Below are 19,602 nucleotides of genomic sequence, written 5' to 3' on the forward strand. Positions count from 1 at the left end.
GTATCACCTTATTATGCGGTGATACCCTCTTTAAAATTATTCTCCAGTATATACCAACAATGCAACACATTCTACATGAACCGTGTGCGGGAATAAATCGACTGGCTGTACTTTCTCCAATCTATATCCGAACGGCTCGAGCTCTTTAATATCTGTAGCAAATGTATCAGGGTTACAGGATACATAAACAATGCGCTCGGGTTTAGAACGTCCGATTCTTCTCATCACTTTTCCACCGGCTCCTGAACGGGGCGGGTCTAATAATAATAATTCAGGCTTACCGAAATTCGCTAATACCTCGTCAATGCCTTTACGAGCATCTTTTGCTAGAAAATACGTGTTCGTTAATCCATTATCCAAGGCATTTCGTTGCGCCGATTCAATCGAGCTTTCAACAATCTCAATACCGGCAAGCTTTTCCACTCTACTTGCAAACGGAAGTGAAAATGTTCCAACCCCACAGAATAAATCAATCATTTTTTCGGTTTGCTTCGGTTCACCCATCGCAACTGCCAGTTCAACCAACTTTTGTGCTTGTGTCGGGTTCGTTTGGAAAAATGTATCGAACCATAGACGGAAGCGGTATCCGTCCATTTCATCATAAATAAAGTCTCTCCCTGCAAGGATATGGCTTTTTTCAGATTGGGTACGGTCCGCCCAATCGGTATTCTCAAGCCACATTAAACTTTTCACTTGGGGAAACTTTGCTGTAATTCGTTTAACCAAATCGCTCGTTGCTCCATCAAGTTGTCCAGTTGGAGCCTCAGTTGCAAATAAAGCAAGCATCATTTCACCTGTTACGAATGACTGTCTCACCATAAGATGGCGTAATAAGCCTTCGTGCAGGTCTTTATTATATCCTCTTAACTTCTGATCTTTTGCCCATTTGGCAACCTCCATCGCAGCCTCAACCATTTCTTTCCCTGCGATAAGACATGTTTCCAAAGAAATAATTTTTCGGAAATTTCCTTGTTCATGCAACCCTAACTCACCTTCAGGCGAAAACGTAAACTCCATTTTATTGCGATAATGCCAAGGCTCATCCATTCCAATCGTATCTGCGACAAGCTCTGGATTAAAACCTTGCGCTTCGATCGCCTCTTTCACATGGGAAGTCTTTTGCTGCAATTGTCCACGATATTGCCAATGCTGCCAAACACATCCTCCACATCGTTCAAAATGAGGACAAGGTGGAGCAATGCGCTCTGAGTGCGTCTCTAAAATTTCTTCAGCAATCGCCCTTCTTCTTCGACGTTCTGGCTTGTCAACAATAACACGAACTTTTTCTCCAGGGAGTACTTGCGGAATCGTTAGCCTTAACTTTTTCTGATTTCCGTGCTCATTCTCACGCCAAACACTAGCTCGTCCCGCGCCTTTATCGTCCAAACTTTTTATCTCAACAATCATTTCTTCATTCGTAACGGTCATAATTAATTCCTCTCCATTAAATCTTTTACTCCAATTAGTATAAAGGACTAATGGACTTTTGGGAATGATACATCCTTAGTAGATATTACAAGCCTTGACATAAAACACCTAATCTTTCGTTTCCGCTAAGAAAAATTGTTTAAAGTTCGTTTTCATCTCGGGATTTTTGCCTCAGTATCTGTATCCTATATCTTAAACAAAAAATTAACTTTGTTATACCGATTTGTTGATAAAAAAGATTTTCGGCACATTTCGTGTAAAAGTTTGGTTTTGCACAATATAACTGATTACTTATGAACAGTTCATTTCTCAGACTCCCACTCATTTTATTGAGTATTTTGCGAACGCAAAACTGCACCTCCAGATGTTGGTGCTCCCTAACATTTAAAGGTGCAGTATTTTATCCATTATTAATTCAACGCATTTGAAACGAACTCAAACATAAAGCTGCTCATCTTTGGACCGCCATTTCTCACCGGATTACCATTTCGATCAGAAAAACCGCTGCTATGTACACCAATGACTTGATTGCTTGTATTTAACATAGCAGAGCCCGACTGTCCTGGTGCTGTATCAATTGTATAATAAGCAACTTGACTATCCTCACTTGCAACATTTCCACGCATCCCATATTGATTTATGGCTCCATCTCTTCTGATCAAATCACCTGGATAACCATAGATCCCGATGTTCTGATTGAGGATATTGGTTACCTGTCTAATTCCTGCAAATCCAGCACGCTCTCCTGCATGGCGGCCATTAGATGGACTCAGTACAAGAACTGCATAATCTTGAGATATTGCTCCAGTATTAATCCAATGGGAAGTAACATAATAATCGATCGCATTATATGCTCCAAATAAAGCTGTGCTACCACTTACACCCGGATAAACTGTAGCACTCACTATTCCTCTTTGCGTAGTAGGATTCACAACACAATGCCCATTTGTTAAAACTCTATCGATACCAATTAATGTCCCTGTACAAGATCCGCGGCTACCATCTGCCCACTCCAAGGAAATATAAGTAATGGCACTATATGGGAATACTGTTGTATTTTCTACTCTAGTTCTTCCATCTGGACCGATGACAACAAATGGTGCGACTTCATTTGTGGTCACATCTTTTACTAAAGATTGTGTAGTCTCTAAAAAGCCTTTATTTAGCAAATCACCAACAAAAATAGGATTAAGCTCTCCTGTGCCTTGAAAACTTTTTGTTTCATTGATAAACGTTAAGTTCTTATTGCTGTAATCCTCATATTTTGTTACCTCTCCCTTTGAATTAACTCTATCCAAGGGATGTGAAGATTCCTTTGCATCAAAATGAAAGTCTCCTAGTGTATTGTCCGCCAAAGCATTGATTGGAACGAATAAAAAAGTAAACAAAAAAATTGTTAGAAAAATACTCTTTTTCAAAATATTACCTCCTCTCAAAATATGATTATATTATAACGAATTTTCAGAAAACAAACAATTACAAAATTAGTAAAGAAGTGCAAATTTATTTGTTTTTATCAATTTTCCTTATTTGCATTAATTTAATTTGTGCCGGGTACGATTCAAGGACTTCTTCATACCAAATAGCGACCTGATCACCACTTTTAATTCCTGTCCCTAAAAGTTTCATGCCATCATCTAGTAATATCGCTATTTCCTCAAACTTTTTTGAAAACATCGTAACATCTTCATCAGAAAAATTTTCCAAGTCAGAAGCTGTAATATTTTCTCCTTTAACGAAATATTTCGTACCATTGTGAAAAACAACATAGCCTACATCAGTTGGCTCTTGCCCTTTTATGGAAAAACGACTGCTAATTTCGCTAAAAACCCATATGCCAAAAAGCAAGAACAACAAGCCCCCAAATACAACCTTCTTTGATGTCAAAATTTTTTTCACAATCCACACCACCTGGAAAGTCATATTTTATTATATTACTATCTTCGCTACAATCATTGTGATCTCCTGTGTTATTTTATAGTTCCTTTGGTGTGAAGTTTATGTAGGGTTCGACAGTCATTTCCATTTCGTCTTTAGGTAGACCGTCACGATTTCAATCCATATCTCTATGATTAGTACCCAACTGTACAGTATTTCAATCCACGCACCTATATAAGGTGCGACATAAAGACTTTGGACAACACTTAACGCCGGTTGCATTTCAATCCACGCACCTATATAAGGTGCGACGCCGCTAGACCTCCAAGCGCTGCGAACTGTAACAATTTCAATCCACGCACCTATATAAGGTGCGACATTTCAGATATTGCTGACCATTTCGTTGTTACTATTTCAATCCACGCACCTATATAAGGTGCGACCCCGTTCGATACAGGATAGACTTCGGATTTATGGCATTTCAATCCACGCACCTATATAAGGTGCGACTTTGATGATAACTGGTGCAGGTTGTCGATTTTTTATTTCAATCCACGCACCTATATAAGGTGCGACCTATCTTGTTCATGAGTCCAGCTATCTTAATGACATTTCAATCCACGCACCTATATAAGGTGCGACGAAGCAAAAATTAGATGAAGGGTGGGTTTATGGATTTCAATCCACGCACCTATATAAGGTGCGACGATGCCTGTTGTTTAGTGAGTTCAGTTACATCAATTTCAATCCACGCACCTATATAAGGTGCGACTAAATGGAACTTCATCAAAAATGGACTGATGGAATTTCAATCCACGCACCTATATAAGGTGCGACGGTTGTCTTGCGTAAAGTCAAAGATACATTAAAAATTTCAATCCACGCACCTATATAAGGTGCGACAGCAGAAAACACGCTTTATTGCTCGAGCAGTTTATTTCAATCCACGCACCTATATAAGGTGCGACTGTTTCCCAGCTGACTTTTTCGTCATAGCTATAATATTTCAATCCACGCACCTATATAAGGTGCGACCGAGATTCATTGATGGATCAACGTTATCAAAATATTTCAATCCACGCACCTATATAAGGTGCGACTCCACGTAGAAAAACTCCAATTAAAGTTGGGGTATTTCAATCCACGCACCTATATAAGGTGCGACAGCGATTTTTAAACGAAAAAAGTAAAATTACACTTTTTTCCGTTGTAAAAATGCTATTTTTCTTGATTTTCAAGAAACATTTGTAAAAATAATACAAAACAAGAGGATTACACCCTTATTTTAAGGTGCGAATCCCCTAGGGAAATCATGTGCGCTTCACATTCGCACTAAAGAATTAGTGGACCTTCCAAATCTACTGATTCTTTAATTCCAATGTGTTCCACTTTGTTCTTATAATTGTTGCCTAGTTGGTAGAATCTTAAGCTGTCCTCATTTTCATTAATGATACCAGATAACTCCAGCTTTAGTGAAGTATATTGTGCAGCATCTACGACACATTCAAAGACTGAATTTTGGACTCTTTGACCATAGTTTTGACATACTTTCGATACTTTTCTCAACCTTCTTTGACCAGCACTCGTTAAAGTACTAACATCATAAGTAATTAAAATAAGCAACAGTCACACCTACTTCCATAAAAATGGCGGATATTCATCAAGATCTCCTCGTAAGTATCTTGCTAACAGCAACGCCTGTGCATGCGGAACGAGTCCCCATTGGATTTTCTCACCTAAATATGGATGGGTTATTTTTTCTTGTTTTTTATTTTGCCAAGCGGATAAAAAAGTCTTTCTAGCCTCATCTGTCATAAGGACCGAGCCATTTTCTTTCTTTATAAAAGCTTCTTTATTAACTACCTTTTTATTAATTAATGACAATACAAATCTGTCAGCATAGATCCCTCTTAACTCCTCCATCAGATCGAGTGCTAGTGAAACTCTTCCAGGACGATCACGGTGTAAAAAGCCAACATAGGCATCAAGCCCAACACCCTCTAAAGCAGATGCCGTATCATGGGCCAACAAAGTATATGCAAAAGAAAGCATGGCATTGACATTATCTAATGGGGGTCTTCGCGAACGCGAATGAAAATAGAAATCTTCTTTCTGTTGTAAAATCATTTGATCGAAAATGCGATTATAACTAATGGCTGCTTGTCCTTCTAAACCCCGTAGCCTTTCTAAATCATCACAAGTCCTGACATCCTGTATGACAACAGATAATTGTTTTGAGATATCTTTGAATGCCGCAACATCAATTCTTAAGGGATAATCTCTTGTCATTCTTTCGATCATCCACTTGTGATTAAAAATCTTGCCAATTATAAAATTGCGAGCGATCCTAGCTGATATCTCTTCGTCTTCTGAGAAACGATACTGCTTCTTTCTTAAAATCACATTGCCTCTGCTTTGACCGATAACTCTTGCCAAGAAACGCCCACTTTGTGTCAAAAAGAGAAGAGAAATATTTCGTTCCGCGCAATATCCCATTAAGGCAGGACTAGCTCCTGTATATCCAAATGTAACGATAGATTCTAAATTATGCGACGGGAATCTTTTTAGTGCTTGTTGGTCTTTTAAAATAACGACATTATCTCCATCTAATGATAAATACACATCCGGTTGTGTAATAAATAAAGTGTTTAGTAATTTCTTCATTCAGCTATCTTCCCTTCAATATAGCTTTTAACCGATCTCTTACTCATCATATTTGGTAAACATAGATGCTGAAGGGAACAGCTTTTGCAGAAAGTTCCAGTTTTCACCTTAGGAGTATAGCTCCTCCGAAAATAGTCGTACATTTCGGAAACGATACTTTCAACTTTTACCCTATTTTCCTTCGTTATTGGAACTTCCACTCGATGCTTCATCTCATTGTAAAACAGATACCCTGTTCCAACCTCACAAAGTAGCATTTCCTCTAAACAAAGAGCTTGGGCGGTAAGTTGTAAAATATCGGAATCGTCATTTTTGGGTTTTCCCCTTTTATATTCAACAGGAAAGGGAAGAAACTTCCCTTCTGTTCCGGCAAGTTCGACACCATCGGAAGAGCGTATAAACTCGACGACATCACAAACACCTGTAATCCTTAATTGTCTCGATTTTACTGGCATAGCACGTACAATAAGCTTGTCTCCACGTTTTTCTCGAATAAATGGTTGATCAGCCTTTTTATGAAGATGTTGACCTTCAATTGTTCTAACATTTTCTTCCCATTGTTGCTCTATATGAATTAGGGCCCATTGACGTCTGCAAAAAAGAAAATGCTGAATGCCTGATAACATTAAATAGTCATCTTCATCATTAAAGCCCATTGATTACCTCTACTTTGAGCCCTTCTAATTCATTTACGGTAATGTTAAAATCATCAGTTGATTTCGGATCATCTACTTCAGGTTTAATTTCCAACAAGCGATGCACTTTTGCAGATGAATACTGACCGAGCTTTGAATTATGCTCCCACCAACACACCTTGACTACTTCCATACTTCCCTCTGGTCGCGCTGATGAAGAATCATTTTCAAATAAGGTAACAAGCGCCTGCTTCAGCTTTTCTGCATCTTCATTGGTAAAGCCCGTTTTTTCTGCTAATTGTGTATTGATGCTGCCATAAAATCGATACAAACCAAAATCAACTCGATGTTTCATTCCCATAGTATCAGACCCCTTATCTTTACCAGGTTCAGAATTAACACTTTTCGTAATCTGCATGCTTGTAATGTCAATTGGATTCACACTTGTTGCTGTATGAATCGAAACCGGTCCTCTTACGCCAACTGACACTCCCTTGCCAGAGCCACCCTTAAATGCGAACACTTGTCCAAAACTTCTAACGTCAAACCATGCTTTACATGCAGCATCCGCATACAATTCATTAGAATTTTCCTTTGATTTTAAAGCTTTTTCTAGCTCTGGATTTGCATCTGCCCTTTCTCTTAAGCTGTTAAACTGATCAGCTTTTTTATCATTAGATTGAACAAAAATGGATTCTCCCATGTCCATGAGGCGATTGCGAATTTTCCTCTTCAATGCCACATCTGAAATTTCCCCGTAACCATCATAGTTTTGGCGTGGTCGATTCCCATTTAATGGATCTCCATTCGGATTTGCTTTCGTAACAGATAAAACAACAGCAAAATCAATTTTATGATCTAAAGTAGTCATTCTTTATTCCCCTCTCCAGTCGTTTTCTCCTTTTTCTGATACAAGTCATGGCGTTGACTATAAAAGCCAAGTAAATATTTTCCTGACAACGGTTTATTATTGAAGTCTTTCGGCTTTATTTGTGATCCTACTTCATCAATTAATTTGTTATAGTACCAAACCTTTTCGCCTAAACGGGCTTGATACGGCTGTAAAGCTCCTTGAATCGTTCTCCAAGTTCTCTCTGGGTGCTGGGCAAACGAATTCATATATCTTCTTGCATTTGTTGCACGCTGGTCGCTCGAGTCCAAAGCATTTCTTTCAAGTACATCGGCAATAGCCAACAACCGTCCAAATAAATAATCCCGATCCTGATTTTCTTTATCTAAAGACACGCCATATCCCTCCTCTTTATTGATTAGAGCACATGCAATGCTAAGCGTTTTCTCCCACTCCCACCGCTCCATTGAAACCGGATTTGAGGCGCGATGCAATGCACTGTTCACAATATCTTTCGGAATTCTTTTTTCATCAATAATGCATGGAAGCATTCTCTCCATCAACCCTTTGACAACTTTCTCATTCACCCTCGGCCCGTAGGCTGCAAAGGCGATATCTTTTGTTGCTGGAGCGCCATAAAATTTTACAAATTCCTGACTTTCATTTTTACGATACCGATGCTCCCATGTGCAGGTTGTATGCCAATTTTTGAGTCTATTAAAATATAACTCCTTATCCAAACTGCGATAATATAAGACAGCAAGTCTCCCTGTTGTTGCCGAATCTAGAACTAATATATTGATATTTGCCCCTGTGGATAGATTATTTTTATAGCCATCCATAGCTTTTGCAAACTCACTTGCAAATACTTCATGTGTATAGGACTTCATTTCCTTACTGATTGTAGCAGTCTCATCCATTGCAAAAATAGAATAAGTATCATCAACAACATCTGGAACTGTTAGCATCGAATCATTTCCCCATACTAAAAAGACACGTTGATCGATAATTTTTGCTTGCTTATTAATTAACCATTTCAGTGCATTATGTGCTTTTTGCGATACCTCATAACTAATATTAGCTACTTCATTTGCTTTGCTGAATCTTCCTCTAAAAGTAAAACCACTCGTATCGTTGGCTGATATTAATTTAGCTTTATCCCCGGCATTTCTTATTTTATTGGCATGCCGCTCAGTACTTGGTAACAATTGCCCTGTAACATAACAAAAATCATCATTTCCTAATAATCCTTCATAAAACTTTATGAAAGACTCGTACATCTTTGGATCTTTCCAAACCTTTGGTAAAATTCTCTTTGAAGAGTGGACAGTAAATCTTATAAATGCGCTTTCTTGACCTCCAGCAACAGTTGAAAAGATTGGTGGCCTCTCACCTAAAAATGCTTCAGCTTTTTTGTCCCACTTATCAATTAATTTGCCGTCAGCACCTACATGTATTATTTTCGCATTAACGAGATCGGCAACTAACCTGCGCTTAGTTAAATAGCTATATATAGTTTTTAGACTAGGAAGAGCATATGGTGACTCTGCCCACTCTCGTAGTTGAGCTATATAATAAGAAAAAGGTTCTTCATTTTTTATTTTTCCACCGTACGTTACAAAATCTCCCGCTACATAACTAAGTTTGTCGTGAAGTGGGTAGGGGGCTATTTTCGAACCGGCACGGCTAGAAGACTCTTCTGTACATGGAATTAACGTACTTCCTTCGCTTTTATCTATTATAGAAGCGCTATGAAATTCGCCATCTTCAGTAATCGAAACTTCTATATGTGCAGTTTGAGTTGTATGGGAGATCGGCAAAAGTGTATATTCCTGACCGTTATTTTTCTTAGAAATCTTCCCAACTTCATCAAGATTGGAATTATATGTTTCATATAAATTCAGGAGCCAGCTCAATTCATTCACCTCCCATCTTCGAGCTTTTTTAATAATTCATCTGCCGATTCAACATTTGAATGACTAAAAGCTTTTGCTTCCATCTCTGACAATGTACGAATGTTCGTGCACTCGTCAGGTCGAATAAACTTAATAACACCATTCTTCATAATGGGTTCCCATAAACGGACTTCCATCGTGTTTCTCCCCGTTTCATCAGGGTAGTTGATTCCATGTACCATCGTTCCAAAATGAATTTCACCATAGTCATCATAAAAACCTTCGCCTGAGCCAAATTCGACTGGTTCTACATATCCTTGGCATTCGCGTGCACCTAAAAAGATATCTCTGCGCCCACCTGCCCGCAAGGAACGCTTAAGGATGTTATGATGCTTATGTTCGTTTCGATCAAAGGCCATGTCAGGTCGATGAAGATTGAAAATGAAATGGGCTCTTACTTGATAACGTACATCCTTCAAATATGTATAATTCGCTAATGTATTACCTCCCCCATAATCAATTGGACGAATTCCTTTAGACTCCATTTTAATTGGATTCATTACACGGATTTCATCGACAATCATCATAAGAGTGGGCTTCCAATAAATACTTTCAACAATTCCTTTCAGCGCTTGATAAGTAGGTACATTGTACGTCATCTTTTCACCACCCATTTTGGTTAATGGGTCAGTAAACAGGGCATATGGACCATATAATTCAAATTCAATTGAATTACGCATTTATTCACCTCCTAATTTTTGTAATTCACCAATACTATAAGACTACCCTTTTTCAAATGAATGATCAATAAAATCACTGAATTTTCATATAAAATACATAAATCCATTACACTTTATATTTATAAAATCTCTAAAATAAGAAATTCAAAGGGAATTTGCTTACTATAAACTCCCTTCAACAAATAAATTTCTTTTCGATGTAGGATGATTATTCAACGCGGATTGAAATGTGTAACATTGTATAGGCTATCCACAAAGCAGTAAAAACCCAAAAATGCCGTAATGCAACATTTTTGGGTTTTTGCTTTTAATTCTTATTCCCGAAAACGGACTTTTTTAATTGCTCCTTCAAAAGATCGCATCAGTTAAACTACTCTCATTGCTTGTATCCAAGCCAAACTCTGTACTATATGCGCCTTCCTTTAAAGCGAGAATTTTTCCATCCATATAGGAAACAAGACCACTATTCTTTATTAATAACTCTTTCTCATAGTTAAATAGATTGACTGTGTATTGTTGCACCTTTTTTAACATGGTTCTTAGGTCTTCTAAGGAATAGTTTCCATTAAGTTCAGCTATAATTTCCTTGCCTTTTCCATATGGCACAATTACCGACGTAGTCATACTATCAATAACTTGAAAATGCTCAGCTGCTGTACCATACGAATTCAAGATAAATAGCGGGATATCCTTTTTCTGACCATTTTTATGAATATAGGCTTGTCGGTAACTATTCATATGCCTTGGCTCCATAAGGAGTGTCGTCATTTCCTTACCAACCTGTGGTACAAAATAATTCAGATCGTCCGCTAGCTCTGTATAATACTCTTGAAAATAACGGTCCATTGCCTTCTTAGAGAGGATATGACCTCCGTGGCTGCTATCATCACGCTTTAAATCGATAAAGATTTGTTTAGCAACTTGTTTTCCTTTTGCAATTTCCTTTAGTCTACTTAAGTTCTCTTCTTCATGATCAATAATATAAACAGAGCGAATCCCCATTTCTCCATGCCTGTTACAGCGCCCAGCTGCTTGAGCAATGGAATCAAGTCCTGCCAATGAACGAATAACACATTCGAAACTAACATCAACCCCGGCTTCAATTAACTGTGTACTCACGCATATAACTTTATTTCCTACTTCAAGCTGTTCCCTTACTTCTCCCAAAATACTGTTCCGATGGGCTGCACACATCGATGTACTAAGGTGATAAACCGTAATATCTATGCTTTCTTTCAATTTTTCATATAAATCTTTAACAACAGACTTTGTATTTAGAATAACTAAAAGACTTTGCACTTCATCTATTTTTTCAATAATAAAATCAGTTAGACGCTCATTTGAAAATGTCTGTTCCGTAGCCATATCCACAATGTCAACCCGTTTGAAAGCATCTATAACATGATCGATTCTGTCAATCATTTCTGCATCTGTGTTCACTTCAAGCTTATGCTCCACAAAATCTAAAGCAGGTTGTGTTGCTGTGCATAAGACAATACTGGATTGACCATATTCCTTTAAAAAGTTAAGAGCATCATTAAAGAGAGAAACACAAGGTATTGGAACTTTTTGAACCTCATCAAAAATAATCACGGATTCAGTTAAATTATGAAGTCTACGAATATTTCTACTTCCTTTTGCGTAAAAAACGTTCAGAAATTGGACCATCGTTGTAAAAATAATCGGCGAATCCCAATTATCCTTGGCAAGCTTAAGTTTCTGTTTGCTATTCATAAAACCGTCTTGGTTTTCATCATTATCATGATCATCATCAATGACATTAGAATGGTGCTCGAGGATATTTTCATCCTCCTGCAAAATTTTTCTAACTTCTTCAGCGTTTTGCTCAATAATAGTTGTGTAGGGAACGACATAGATGATGTGCTTTTTATGATACTTTTGAGCGTGTTTCAAAGCGTAGCGTAAACTGGCAAGCGTTTTTCCTCCACCAGTCGGAATGGATAATGTATAAATACCGGATGGTTTCTCAGCAAAACGATCACATTGTTCCGACATTTCGCTTCTTAAGAGGTTGATGGGAGAATTGGCATTTTCATGCTGTTGGAAGGACTCAATTTTTGACATTAACCTATCGTAATATGTTTGAAAAAGAAGATCGTGGTTCTCTTGCGGGTCAAAAGGTTTGTTCTCTTCAAACAATCTCGTGTTAGTTCGATCTGCATCAATAAGGGCGCTAAAAATCATTTTTGTCAAAAACATATATTTGTATTCACTTGACTTTGAAGGTTCTTTTTTCATAAAAGCTTTTAGTTCCTCTGCAGCCTGTTCAACATAATCAATAAAATCAGGTTCACTCATCACATAGGTAAAAAAGCTTTCCTTTGAAGTTTCAAACTCTGCCAATTTCTTTTCACTTACTCTTAATAAATAGTCAGATTCAAGACTAGGATTTAAGAAGTCTTTTAAATAAGAATGATGTGAAATAATTGCATTCCCAACAATCTCGGCAAGCTTTCCAGTAAACTCTTTTATATTTTTTTCATGGAACATTACATATAATAGTTTGCCACCGGCTGTTGAATGATCTACACTCCCCCGTTTTGGCGGTGCTTCAGGATTATTTACTGCTTCTAGAATATAAGTCCGAAACTCATTTGTGAACTTTCCAAAATCATGGAGCATTCCTGCCAAACCAGCGATATGCTTGACGCCTATTTTTTCTCCATAGGATTCTGCCAATTCCTTTACTTCTAACAAGTGTTTTTCCACAGTTTGAATTTCTCTATCACTTACACGAATATGAGCAATATACTGCATGGTACACCTCCATATTTTTACAACCATCACCTCTTCATTATAGCGAAATTTTCACACTATTCTCTAATAATTCCAAGAAAATTATGACTTTTATAATGTAATGTTGGATGGTTTTTAATTTCTTTGATGAGATTTTAATTTGTCACATAACACTTATTTCTCCGATACATCTTTATGTGAAAACTTTGCTCCACATACTCCAAATAGGGTAGTGACAGAGTGAGAGCCGTTCCCCTTCGCAATCGCTCCGAACATCAAACGGGAATTTCAATCCTCGCACTCATGTAGAGTGCGACTTAAAATGATTTACCTACGTCTTGCTACATAACGATTTCAATCCACGCACCTATATAAGGTGCGACCAGGAGCCAACATAGGTTTCCCTGCGGACTTTTATTTCAATCCACACACTCATGTAGAGTGCGACAGGAAACCGGCGAAGTTATTCGCGTGGGGCTAATTTCAATCCACACACTCATGTAGAGTGCGACGCTACTGCAAGCGCACGGCATGCTTACGGATAAAGTTATTTCAATCCACACACTCATGTAGAGTGCGACCGTCCACTGGATCGATGTGTTCTTTTACGGCTTATTTCAATCCACACACTCATGTAGAGTGCGACTTTTTATATCTTTTTTTATTAATTGATAAAAAATTTCAATCCACACACTCATGTAGAGTGCGACCCTACCATTTTCGTTATCTTGAGACATTACGAAAATTTCAATCCACACACTCATGTAGAGTGCGACAGGCATACAGAGGAAATAACGAGAGCGCAAATTGAATTTCAATCCACACACTCATGTAGAGTGCGACCTGGTACCTCTTCACCTTCCCATTCTTTCGCTAATTTCAATCCACACACTCATGTAGAGTGCGACACCTTGCGGTATTAAAAGGGAATCATGATCAATGGATTTCAATCCACACACTCATGTAGAGTGCGACTTCTGGTGTTTGTGTAGTCGTAAACCATCTAATAATTTCAATCCACACACTCATGTAGAGTGCGACATACGCCGTATTGCCTTCCGTCACTACTAACCTTCATTTCAATCCACACACTCATGTAGAGTGCGACATCGAAGGTATTGCGCGCAGACATTATCCGTGGCATTTCAATCCACACACTCATGTAGAGTGCGACCTTCGTCGGTTGCTTTGACGAGTTGCTCTTTTGATTTCAATCCACACACTCATGTAGAGTGCGACGAGAAAATAAAAACAGATGAAATGTGGATTGAGATTTCAATCCACACACTCATGTAGAGTGCGACATATTCTCAAGACAATAAGCTAGGAATAAACCTAAATTTCAATCCACACACTCATGTAGAGTGCGACAGTAGCTGCAGAAGTTACGCTACCAACATTGGAAACAAATTTCAATCCACACACTCATGTAGAGTGCGACAGCGATTTTTAAACGAAAAAAGTAAAATTACACTTTTTCCCGTCTTAAAAGTGCTATTTTTGTTATTTTCTAATAAATATTTGTAAAAAAATACAAGAAGGAGAAGATTTCAACCTTATTTTAAGGTGCGAATCCCCTAGGAAAATCATGTGTGCTTCACATTCGCACTAATTATTTATTGCAATTATAAAATTGCTTTGCACATGAGATTCTCTTTTGGACACTTATTGATATTGTATTTGCTTAACACACTCATCCAAATCTCTATTCACTAATTATAGCAAATCTTTCACATTTTTTAGGAAACAAAAATATAAAGTACGATGATAGCGCTTCTTAGATATCTTCTTAAAGCTGTTCCGAACTATGCACTCATGTAGAGCGTTACAAACAATGGAAAATGTAATCGCCGACCATAGCGAATTTCAATCCATGCACCTATGTAAGTGCGACATGAATTCGAAATTCAAAATCCATTTGACCGAGGTATTTCAATCCACGCACCTATACAAGGTGCGACATATGGAATGGAGAAAGATGGCGATGCTATTCCAATTTCAATCCACGCACCTATACAAGGTGCGACTGGAATGTGGCCATAATTAGTTCCTCCTTTTATATTTCAATCCACGCACCTATACAAGGTGCGACATTATGCTAGATATCAAAAAGCAGAAAAACCAGGATTTCAATCCACGCACCTATACAAGGTGCGACTCAATGTCTGATGCAGGAAAAGGCTTTTGAAGTTATTTCAATCCACGCACCTATACAAGGTGCGACATTGAACATTATCAAGCTCGAGTAGTTTGGTCTATTTCAATCCACGCACCTATACAAGGTGCGACAAATATGCCGATTTAGAACATTCTATTAAACTATCATTTCAATCCACGCACCTATACAAGGTGCGACAGCCATTATCTTTTTGCTCCCTTCTCTGTAAGTATTTCAATCCACGCACCTATACAAGGTGCGACCAAAAGGAGATGGGATTTATGATAAGAGATCGTGGATTTCAATCCACGCACCTATACAAGGTGCGACCTATAGATTTTCATTCAATTTTGAAACACACGAAATTTCAATCCACGCACCTATACAAGGTGCGACTCTCATTACGAGGCGGTTTTTGCTTTGTCTAGTAATTATTTCAATCCACGCACCTATACAAGGTGCGACACCACAGGCACCTATGATGTAGGAGGGGCGATATATTTCAATCCACGCACCTATACAAGGTGCGACACACAGGGTTATCTCATTACCCAGTGGCATGGATATTTCAATCCACGCACCTATACAAGGTGCGACAGCGATTTTTAAACAAAAAAAGTAAAATTACACTTTTTTATGTTGTGAAAATGCTATTTTTGTTGTTTTCCAACAAATATTTGTAAAAAAATACAAGAAGGAGAAGATTTCAGCCCTATTTTAAGGTGCGAATCCCCTAGGGAAATCATGTGCGCTTCACATTCGCACTAAAAATTTTAACATAAATTTCAAGAGTTTAAATCTAAAACACTTCTCTTATTTCAGCAAAAATGCCTACATTATTTTTTAATAAGAGCAAACATATATGTACTGTTTTTACTTTCGAGCCTTCCTCTGATCTTAGTCTTAATTTCAACCCAAAAACTCATATAGAGTGTGTCTCAACTACATAGCATCGCTTCAATAGTGATCCAGAGCTTTATATTTACTTCATTTAAGAAAGAACGCCTCCCACATGCCTACATAGCAACAGTTAAAAAGAATAAAAGCCTAAATTTATTTATAGTCCACTATAATATCCTTGCTATCTATCAAGATAAATCTTTACGACGTAAACAGAGAGAACCGTTCAGTGACTTTTTGTTTACTTGGGTTAGCACCATTATTCTTATTTCATTATCCAAATACTACATCAATTTGACCACAACCAAAGGTAACATTTCTCCCTATATGAAGGTTTTGCGCAGCATATAGCCATGGAGAAAAATGATACATTTCCCCTTCAAAAGTCATCGCTCCAAGCATCCCACTTAAATCCATTTTCATATTTCTCCTATTTGAATATCGACTCACCTCACTCCAATATAAGCCCGAGGAAATTGTATGTACCTCACTTGATAACTCACACACAGAAGCTGCTGCATCAGCATGTAAATGTCCACCATACCTTTCTGTTAGCGCAGCAAGCCTTCTTGTAATGTTGCGGATTATCGTTGGAAAGTCAAGTTCTCTTAGTTGTTCTCCAGCTCGGCGAATGCGAAGTGGTGTAAGCAAATGAACAGAGCATTTTGAAATCTCTTTTTGTTCCCGTGTAGAAGATAATTTTGAAACAGTAAGCTTCGTGTTAATTTTGCCAGATTGATAGATCGGTTCCAATTTGTCAGCCTGAAAAATATCTACAAGTTTAAACTTCTTTCTTCCAGCTCCAATTTCAAAGTATGGGCTACTTACCAACGTGTCAATAACACTTTTCGTATAGTTGCATGCATTGCCCAACAAAATGAATTTAAAACAGAGTAAATCGCCTTCCTCATAGATCTCTTGATATCTAGGAGGTTCTAAAATATATGGATTAACAATATCCAGTTTTCCGCATCCATATTTGCGATTTTCAAAAATATATTGATAAACATCTTTATTCATTGATAATATCCATCCAATGACACCGTGAAGTGTTGAACCGAGATAACGCGGCAATCTAGCAGATTCACAGCATTTCAAGCGAATGAGCAACGGCATATAGGATAGTGAAAACAAATCTGAGCTAGACATCAATTTTCTCCAATGTTATTTGAACTAGGCCATGTGGTAAACTCTTTGTCATATCAATGAAAATTGCACCATTATAGTCATCACTGTCTGATATTACAGAGAGTGCTAGCCCTTTAAAGCCCCCAAGTAGTAATATGAATTTGTTATTGTCAGTTTGTGTTTTATTTAGAATATCCTGTATATTGTCCTTCAATTTACATAAAATATGTTGATCCTTTTCTTTTCTTACCTGCTCAGCAACCTGGCAAATTTTTCGAACTAGCTGGTGAAGTTTGGTTTTTGTAGCTTGTTCTGCTTTTCTAAAGTAATTATCTACTTCTAACTCATCACAAAATAATTCTCCAAGGTATTTCGAATCTGCTCTAAGCATCTCAATAGCGACATTAGGAAAAAACTCATCAATATAGGATTTATTTTTTTTTGAATCATACTGTAATTTCTGCAATGGAAATAGTTGAATATCTTTACTATTAATTTTAATATCGTCTACCATTATTCTTTGCTTATTTGATTCCAGGGATAGAGCTCCCTTAATAGATGAGCCTGGAATATAATATTGTGCCTCTGTAGGTGCATAACACGAATAGGTTCCATATTGGTAGAAGGGATATATGATCCTGACGCCTTCTTTTTTTAAATTCTCAGAAGCTTGTTGTTCTATATCTTCCATTGTAAAATCGCGTCCCGTTTGAGTAAAAGCGTGTTGTTCTCTTGGTGACAGTGCAAGTGTTGATAATGTCTCTATCCAATATTTATATTTACGAAGTGGATACACCGGCATGCTGTTTCCTCCTATCGAATTCTAATGGCAATAGAAAAGAGTTTCCAAACACAATATCTCGATCATTAAATGGCGATTGAAGCGAGCGCCCCGCTTTTTTTCTACCTTCCGGCAAAAATACAATACTACCTGCATCAATGAAACTGATAAATTTCCTTAGTTTTTCCTTCTCACATCCTCCTACAAAATCATAAGGACGGCGCTCAGAAGTAAACAATTTCAATGAAGAACATTTGAAATCAATCACTTGAGGTAAAAGCATTCCAAGGTTTAAGTATGCACTGGCCTGCTCCTGCAAATCTATTAATTCAGGTTTTATATGTTCCACTACGAATGTATTAAAACCTTGTGATGCTCTAGTACCTAAAAAGAAACGTCTTTTCCTTTCTTTTGCTCGGCGTAGAGCTTCCAGTAATTCTACACTCTCAGGGCACTTATCAGCACAAATATAAAATGAAAATTTAGTAATGTTCGCGATTTTTCCTTTAGACGTTTCTTCAACTACATTAACTTCAGGGACAGAATAGACATTGGGATCAAGACCTGGCATGTCGTATCTAATACTGTCAATAGCCGCATGGATCTGTTGAGAAGACTGTATTGTTACAAAAGGATAAAGATTTGATGCAATCATAGGATTGGAAATTATTTTGTTAATCTCCCCCCACTTCATAAAAGATCGCTTTTTTATCGCTTGATACCTCATTTTGTTTTTTCCTCTATCAGTCTGATTAAGGTGTTGTTTACCCAGTTGATCGATCAAATAAGTTTGCGGCGTTGGATAATAATCAAGAGGAAGCATATTAGATAAAGAGAAAAACAATTTTCCGTCTCTTATCTTTGAAACTAACGAAGCGGCTCTCTCAGATGAATACTGCTCCACATATAGATAAATTAAAGCGCCAAATATCTTCTGAGAATCGGGAAGCTGAGTAAGTCTTCCTGTTAATGACATCTCTACTTTATACATTACAGTTTCACTCAAATCCATTTCCCTCCTGACTCACTTCTACCTGTACTCTTCCGTAACCACGACTTCCTGAATTGCCTAAACGATATACTCCTGTATTAAACTGGTCGATAGTTTTCTTTATAAATTTTGCAACAATATCCGTCGGAAGTTGTAATTGATTGACCATGTAAAAATGAATCTCTCCTGAAAACTCCACACCTGGACGTACCGTTTTATAGATTCGAGGATTAGCAACTAAATTATCTTTCTTTTTAGCAACGACTTCTATCGAATTTTTTGAGTCGATAGAGAAGGGATCAACGTTTGTTTCTAATAATCGAAAATCATTAAATATTAATTTCGGTGTGTGATTAAAGCCTTCAATTCCAAATAAATATTCTGCTGATGACTTATGAATCGCTTCTTCATAACGCTTCTCCACTCTATCAAATTCATCCTTCTCCTTCATTTCTTTAATCAATGGCAAATTCTCTTGCTTCTTTGCAAGCAAATACGCTTTATAAGCTTGAGTTATTAATTCTGCTTCTTCAAAGCTTTGATACATCTCTCGCACAATTCTTCTCAAACTTCCTTTGAAAGATGATGCAGGAATATAGGGATTACCTTCATGATCCGTAACAGTAAACAAATCAATGCCACCAATCTCGAACGTTTTCGGGGAACCACCTATAAACAAATTAGAAAATGTTGTCACTTTTAAATAGAGCGTATTCACTGTCATCTTCTTGCCCCTTTCGATCTATTTTGTTTTTTATTTGAGCTATTATTCTTGCTGTTTTTGTATGGATTCTTAT

General features: G+C 37.5%; 14 protein-coding genes and 2 CRISPR repeat arrays. All 14 genes read right to left on the reverse strand.

All coding sequences use genetic code 11. The features are described 5' to 3' along the window. Window positions 1–36: 36 nt before the first annotated feature. Window positions 37–1,428: a 23S rRNA (uracil(1939)-C(5))-methyltransferase RlmD gene (gene rlmD / locus NST02_RS20780; protein ID WP_095309564.1), complete on the reverse strand. Its 1,392-nt coding sequence runs from the start codon at window positions 1,426–1,428 to the stop codon at window positions 37–39. 410 nt (window positions 1,429–1,838) lie between these two features. Then, window positions 1,839–2,846, reverse strand: coding sequence for a trypsin-like serine peptidase (locus tag NST02_RS20785; RefSeq protein ID WP_170211195.1), 1,008 nt, complete (start codon window positions 2,844–2,846; stop codon window positions 1,839–1,841). Between the two features lie 85 nt (window positions 2,847–2,931). Next, entirely contained in the window at window positions 2,932–3,327 is a 396-nt protein-coding gene (locus NST02_RS20790) for a DUF3221 domain-containing protein (RefSeq protein ID WP_170211196.1), read from the reverse strand. Between the two features lie 193 nt (window positions 3,328–3,520). After that, a CRISPR array of direct repeats spans window positions 3,521–4,471; the repeat unit is 32 nt; unit sequence ATTTCAATCCACGCACCTATATAAGGTGCGAC. 167 nt (window positions 4,472–4,638) lie between these two features. After that, window positions 4,639–4,929, reverse strand: coding sequence for a CRISPR-associated endonuclease Cas2 (cas2, locus tag NST02_RS20795; RefSeq protein WP_095309577.1), 291 nt, complete (start codon window positions 4,927–4,929; stop codon window positions 4,639–4,641). Window positions 4,930–4,938: 9 nt separating this feature from the next. After that, the gene (gene cas1c, locus NST02_RS20800; RefSeq protein ID WP_340949707.1) at window positions 4,939–5,970 is read right to left on the reverse strand and encodes a type I-C CRISPR-associated endonuclease Cas1c; all 1,032 of its coding nucleotides are present in this window, start codon (window positions 5,968–5,970) and stop codon (window positions 4,939–4,941) included. Next, entirely contained in the window at window positions 5,967–6,626 is a 660-nt protein-coding gene (gene cas4, locus NST02_RS20805; RefSeq protein WP_095309581.1) for a CRISPR-associated protein Cas4, read from the reverse strand. The genes cas1c and cas4 overlap by 4 nt, the downstream gene beginning before the upstream one ends. Next, the gene (cas7c, locus tag NST02_RS20810; protein WP_095309583.1) at window positions 6,616–7,476 is read right to left on the reverse strand and encodes a type I-C CRISPR-associated protein Cas7/Csd2; all 861 of its coding nucleotides are present in this window, start codon (window positions 7,474–7,476) and stop codon (window positions 6,616–6,618) included. Before cas7c ends, cas4 begins: the two co-directional genes overlap by 11 nt. Then, window positions 7,473–9,371: a type I-C CRISPR-associated protein Cas8c/Csd1 gene (gene cas8c, locus NST02_RS20815; RefSeq protein ID WP_340949710.1), complete on the reverse strand. Its 1,899-nt coding sequence runs from the start codon at window positions 9,369–9,371 to the stop codon at window positions 7,473–7,475. The genes cas7c and cas8c overlap by 4 nt, the downstream gene beginning before the upstream one ends. Before the next feature lie 5 nt (window positions 9,372–9,376). Beyond that, entirely contained in the window at window positions 9,377–10,090 is a 714-nt protein-coding gene (gene cas5c, locus NST02_RS20820; RefSeq protein WP_340949712.1) for a type I-C CRISPR-associated protein Cas5c, read from the reverse strand. A gap of 348 nt (window positions 10,091–10,438) precedes the next feature. Next, window positions 10,439–12,868, reverse strand: a complete 2,430-nt coding sequence (gene cas3, locus NST02_RS20825) for a CRISPR-associated helicase Cas3' (RefSeq protein ID WP_340949713.1) — start codon at window positions 12,866–12,868, stop codon at window positions 10,439–10,441. 1,908 nt (window positions 12,869–14,776) lie between these two features. Next, a CRISPR array of direct repeats spans window positions 14,777–15,602; the repeat unit is 32 nt; unit sequence ATTTCAATCCACGCACCTATACAAGGTGCGAC. 576 nt (window positions 15,603–16,178) lie between these two features. Beyond that, window positions 16,179–17,054, reverse strand: a complete 876-nt coding sequence (gene cas6 / locus NST02_RS20830) for a CRISPR system precrRNA processing endoribonuclease RAMP protein Cas6 (protein WP_095309591.1) — start codon at window positions 17,052–17,054, stop codon at window positions 16,179–16,181. Further along, window positions 17,047–17,835: a hypothetical protein gene (locus tag NST02_RS20835; RefSeq protein ID WP_212934286.1), complete on the reverse strand. Its 789-nt coding sequence runs from the start codon at window positions 17,833–17,835 to the stop codon at window positions 17,047–17,049. The genes cas6 and NST02_RS20835 overlap by 8 nt, the downstream gene beginning before the upstream one ends. Then, window positions 17,813–18,820: a hypothetical protein gene (locus NST02_RS20840; RefSeq protein WP_340949715.1), complete on the reverse strand. Its 1,008-nt coding sequence runs from the start codon at window positions 18,818–18,820 to the stop codon at window positions 17,813–17,815. Before NST02_RS20840 ends, NST02_RS20835 begins: the two co-directional genes overlap by 23 nt. Beyond that, a complete protein-coding gene (locus NST02_RS20845) occupies window positions 18,813–19,529 on the reverse strand; it encodes an RAMP superfamily CRISPR-associated protein (protein WP_212590646.1) in 717 nt (238 codons plus the stop codon). The genes NST02_RS20840 and NST02_RS20845 overlap by 8 nt, the downstream gene beginning before the upstream one ends. Window positions 19,530–19,602 lie beyond the last annotated feature (73 nt).

It is taken from the genome of Robertmurraya sp. FSL W8-0741, assembly GCF_038004005.1.
Classification (GTDB): domain Bacteria; phylum Bacillota; class Bacilli; order Bacillales; family Cytobacillaceae; genus Robertmurraya; species Robertmurraya siralis.

Bases quoted from the DNA above. Each gene is read 5' to 3' on its own strand.
- rlmD (WP_095309564.1), bottom strand. From the start codon at position 1,428: ATGACCGTTACGAATGAAGAAATGATTGTTGAGATAAAAAGTTTGGAC.
- cas1c (WP_340949707.1), bottom strand. From the start codon at position 5,970: ATGAAGAAATTACTAAACACTTTATTTATTACACAACCGGATGTGTAT.
- cas4 (WP_095309581.1), bottom strand. From the start codon at position 6,626: ATGGGCTTTAATGATGAAGATGACTATTTAATGTTATCAGGCATTCAG.
- cas7c (WP_095309583.1), bottom strand. From the start codon at position 7,476: ATGACTACTTTAGATCATAAAATTGATTTTGCTGTTGTTTTATCTGTT.
- cas5c (WP_340949712.1), bottom strand. From the start codon at position 10,090: ATGCGTAATTCAATTGAATTTGAATTATATGGTCCATATGCCCTGTTT.
- cas3 (WP_340949713.1), bottom strand. From the start codon at position 12,868: ATGCAGTATATTGCTCATATTCGTGTAAGTGATAGAGAAATTCAAACT.
- cas6 (WP_095309591.1), bottom strand. From the start codon at position 17,054: ATGTCTAGCTCAGATTTGTTTTCACTATCCTATATGCCGTTGCTCATT.
- NST02_RS20835 (WP_212934286.1), bottom strand. From the start codon at position 17,835: ATGCCGGTGTATCCACTTCGTAAATATAAATATTGGATAGAGACATTA.
- NST02_RS20845 (WP_212590646.1), bottom strand. From the start codon at position 19,529: ATGACAGTGAATACGCTCTATTTAAAAGTGACAACATTTTCTAATTTG.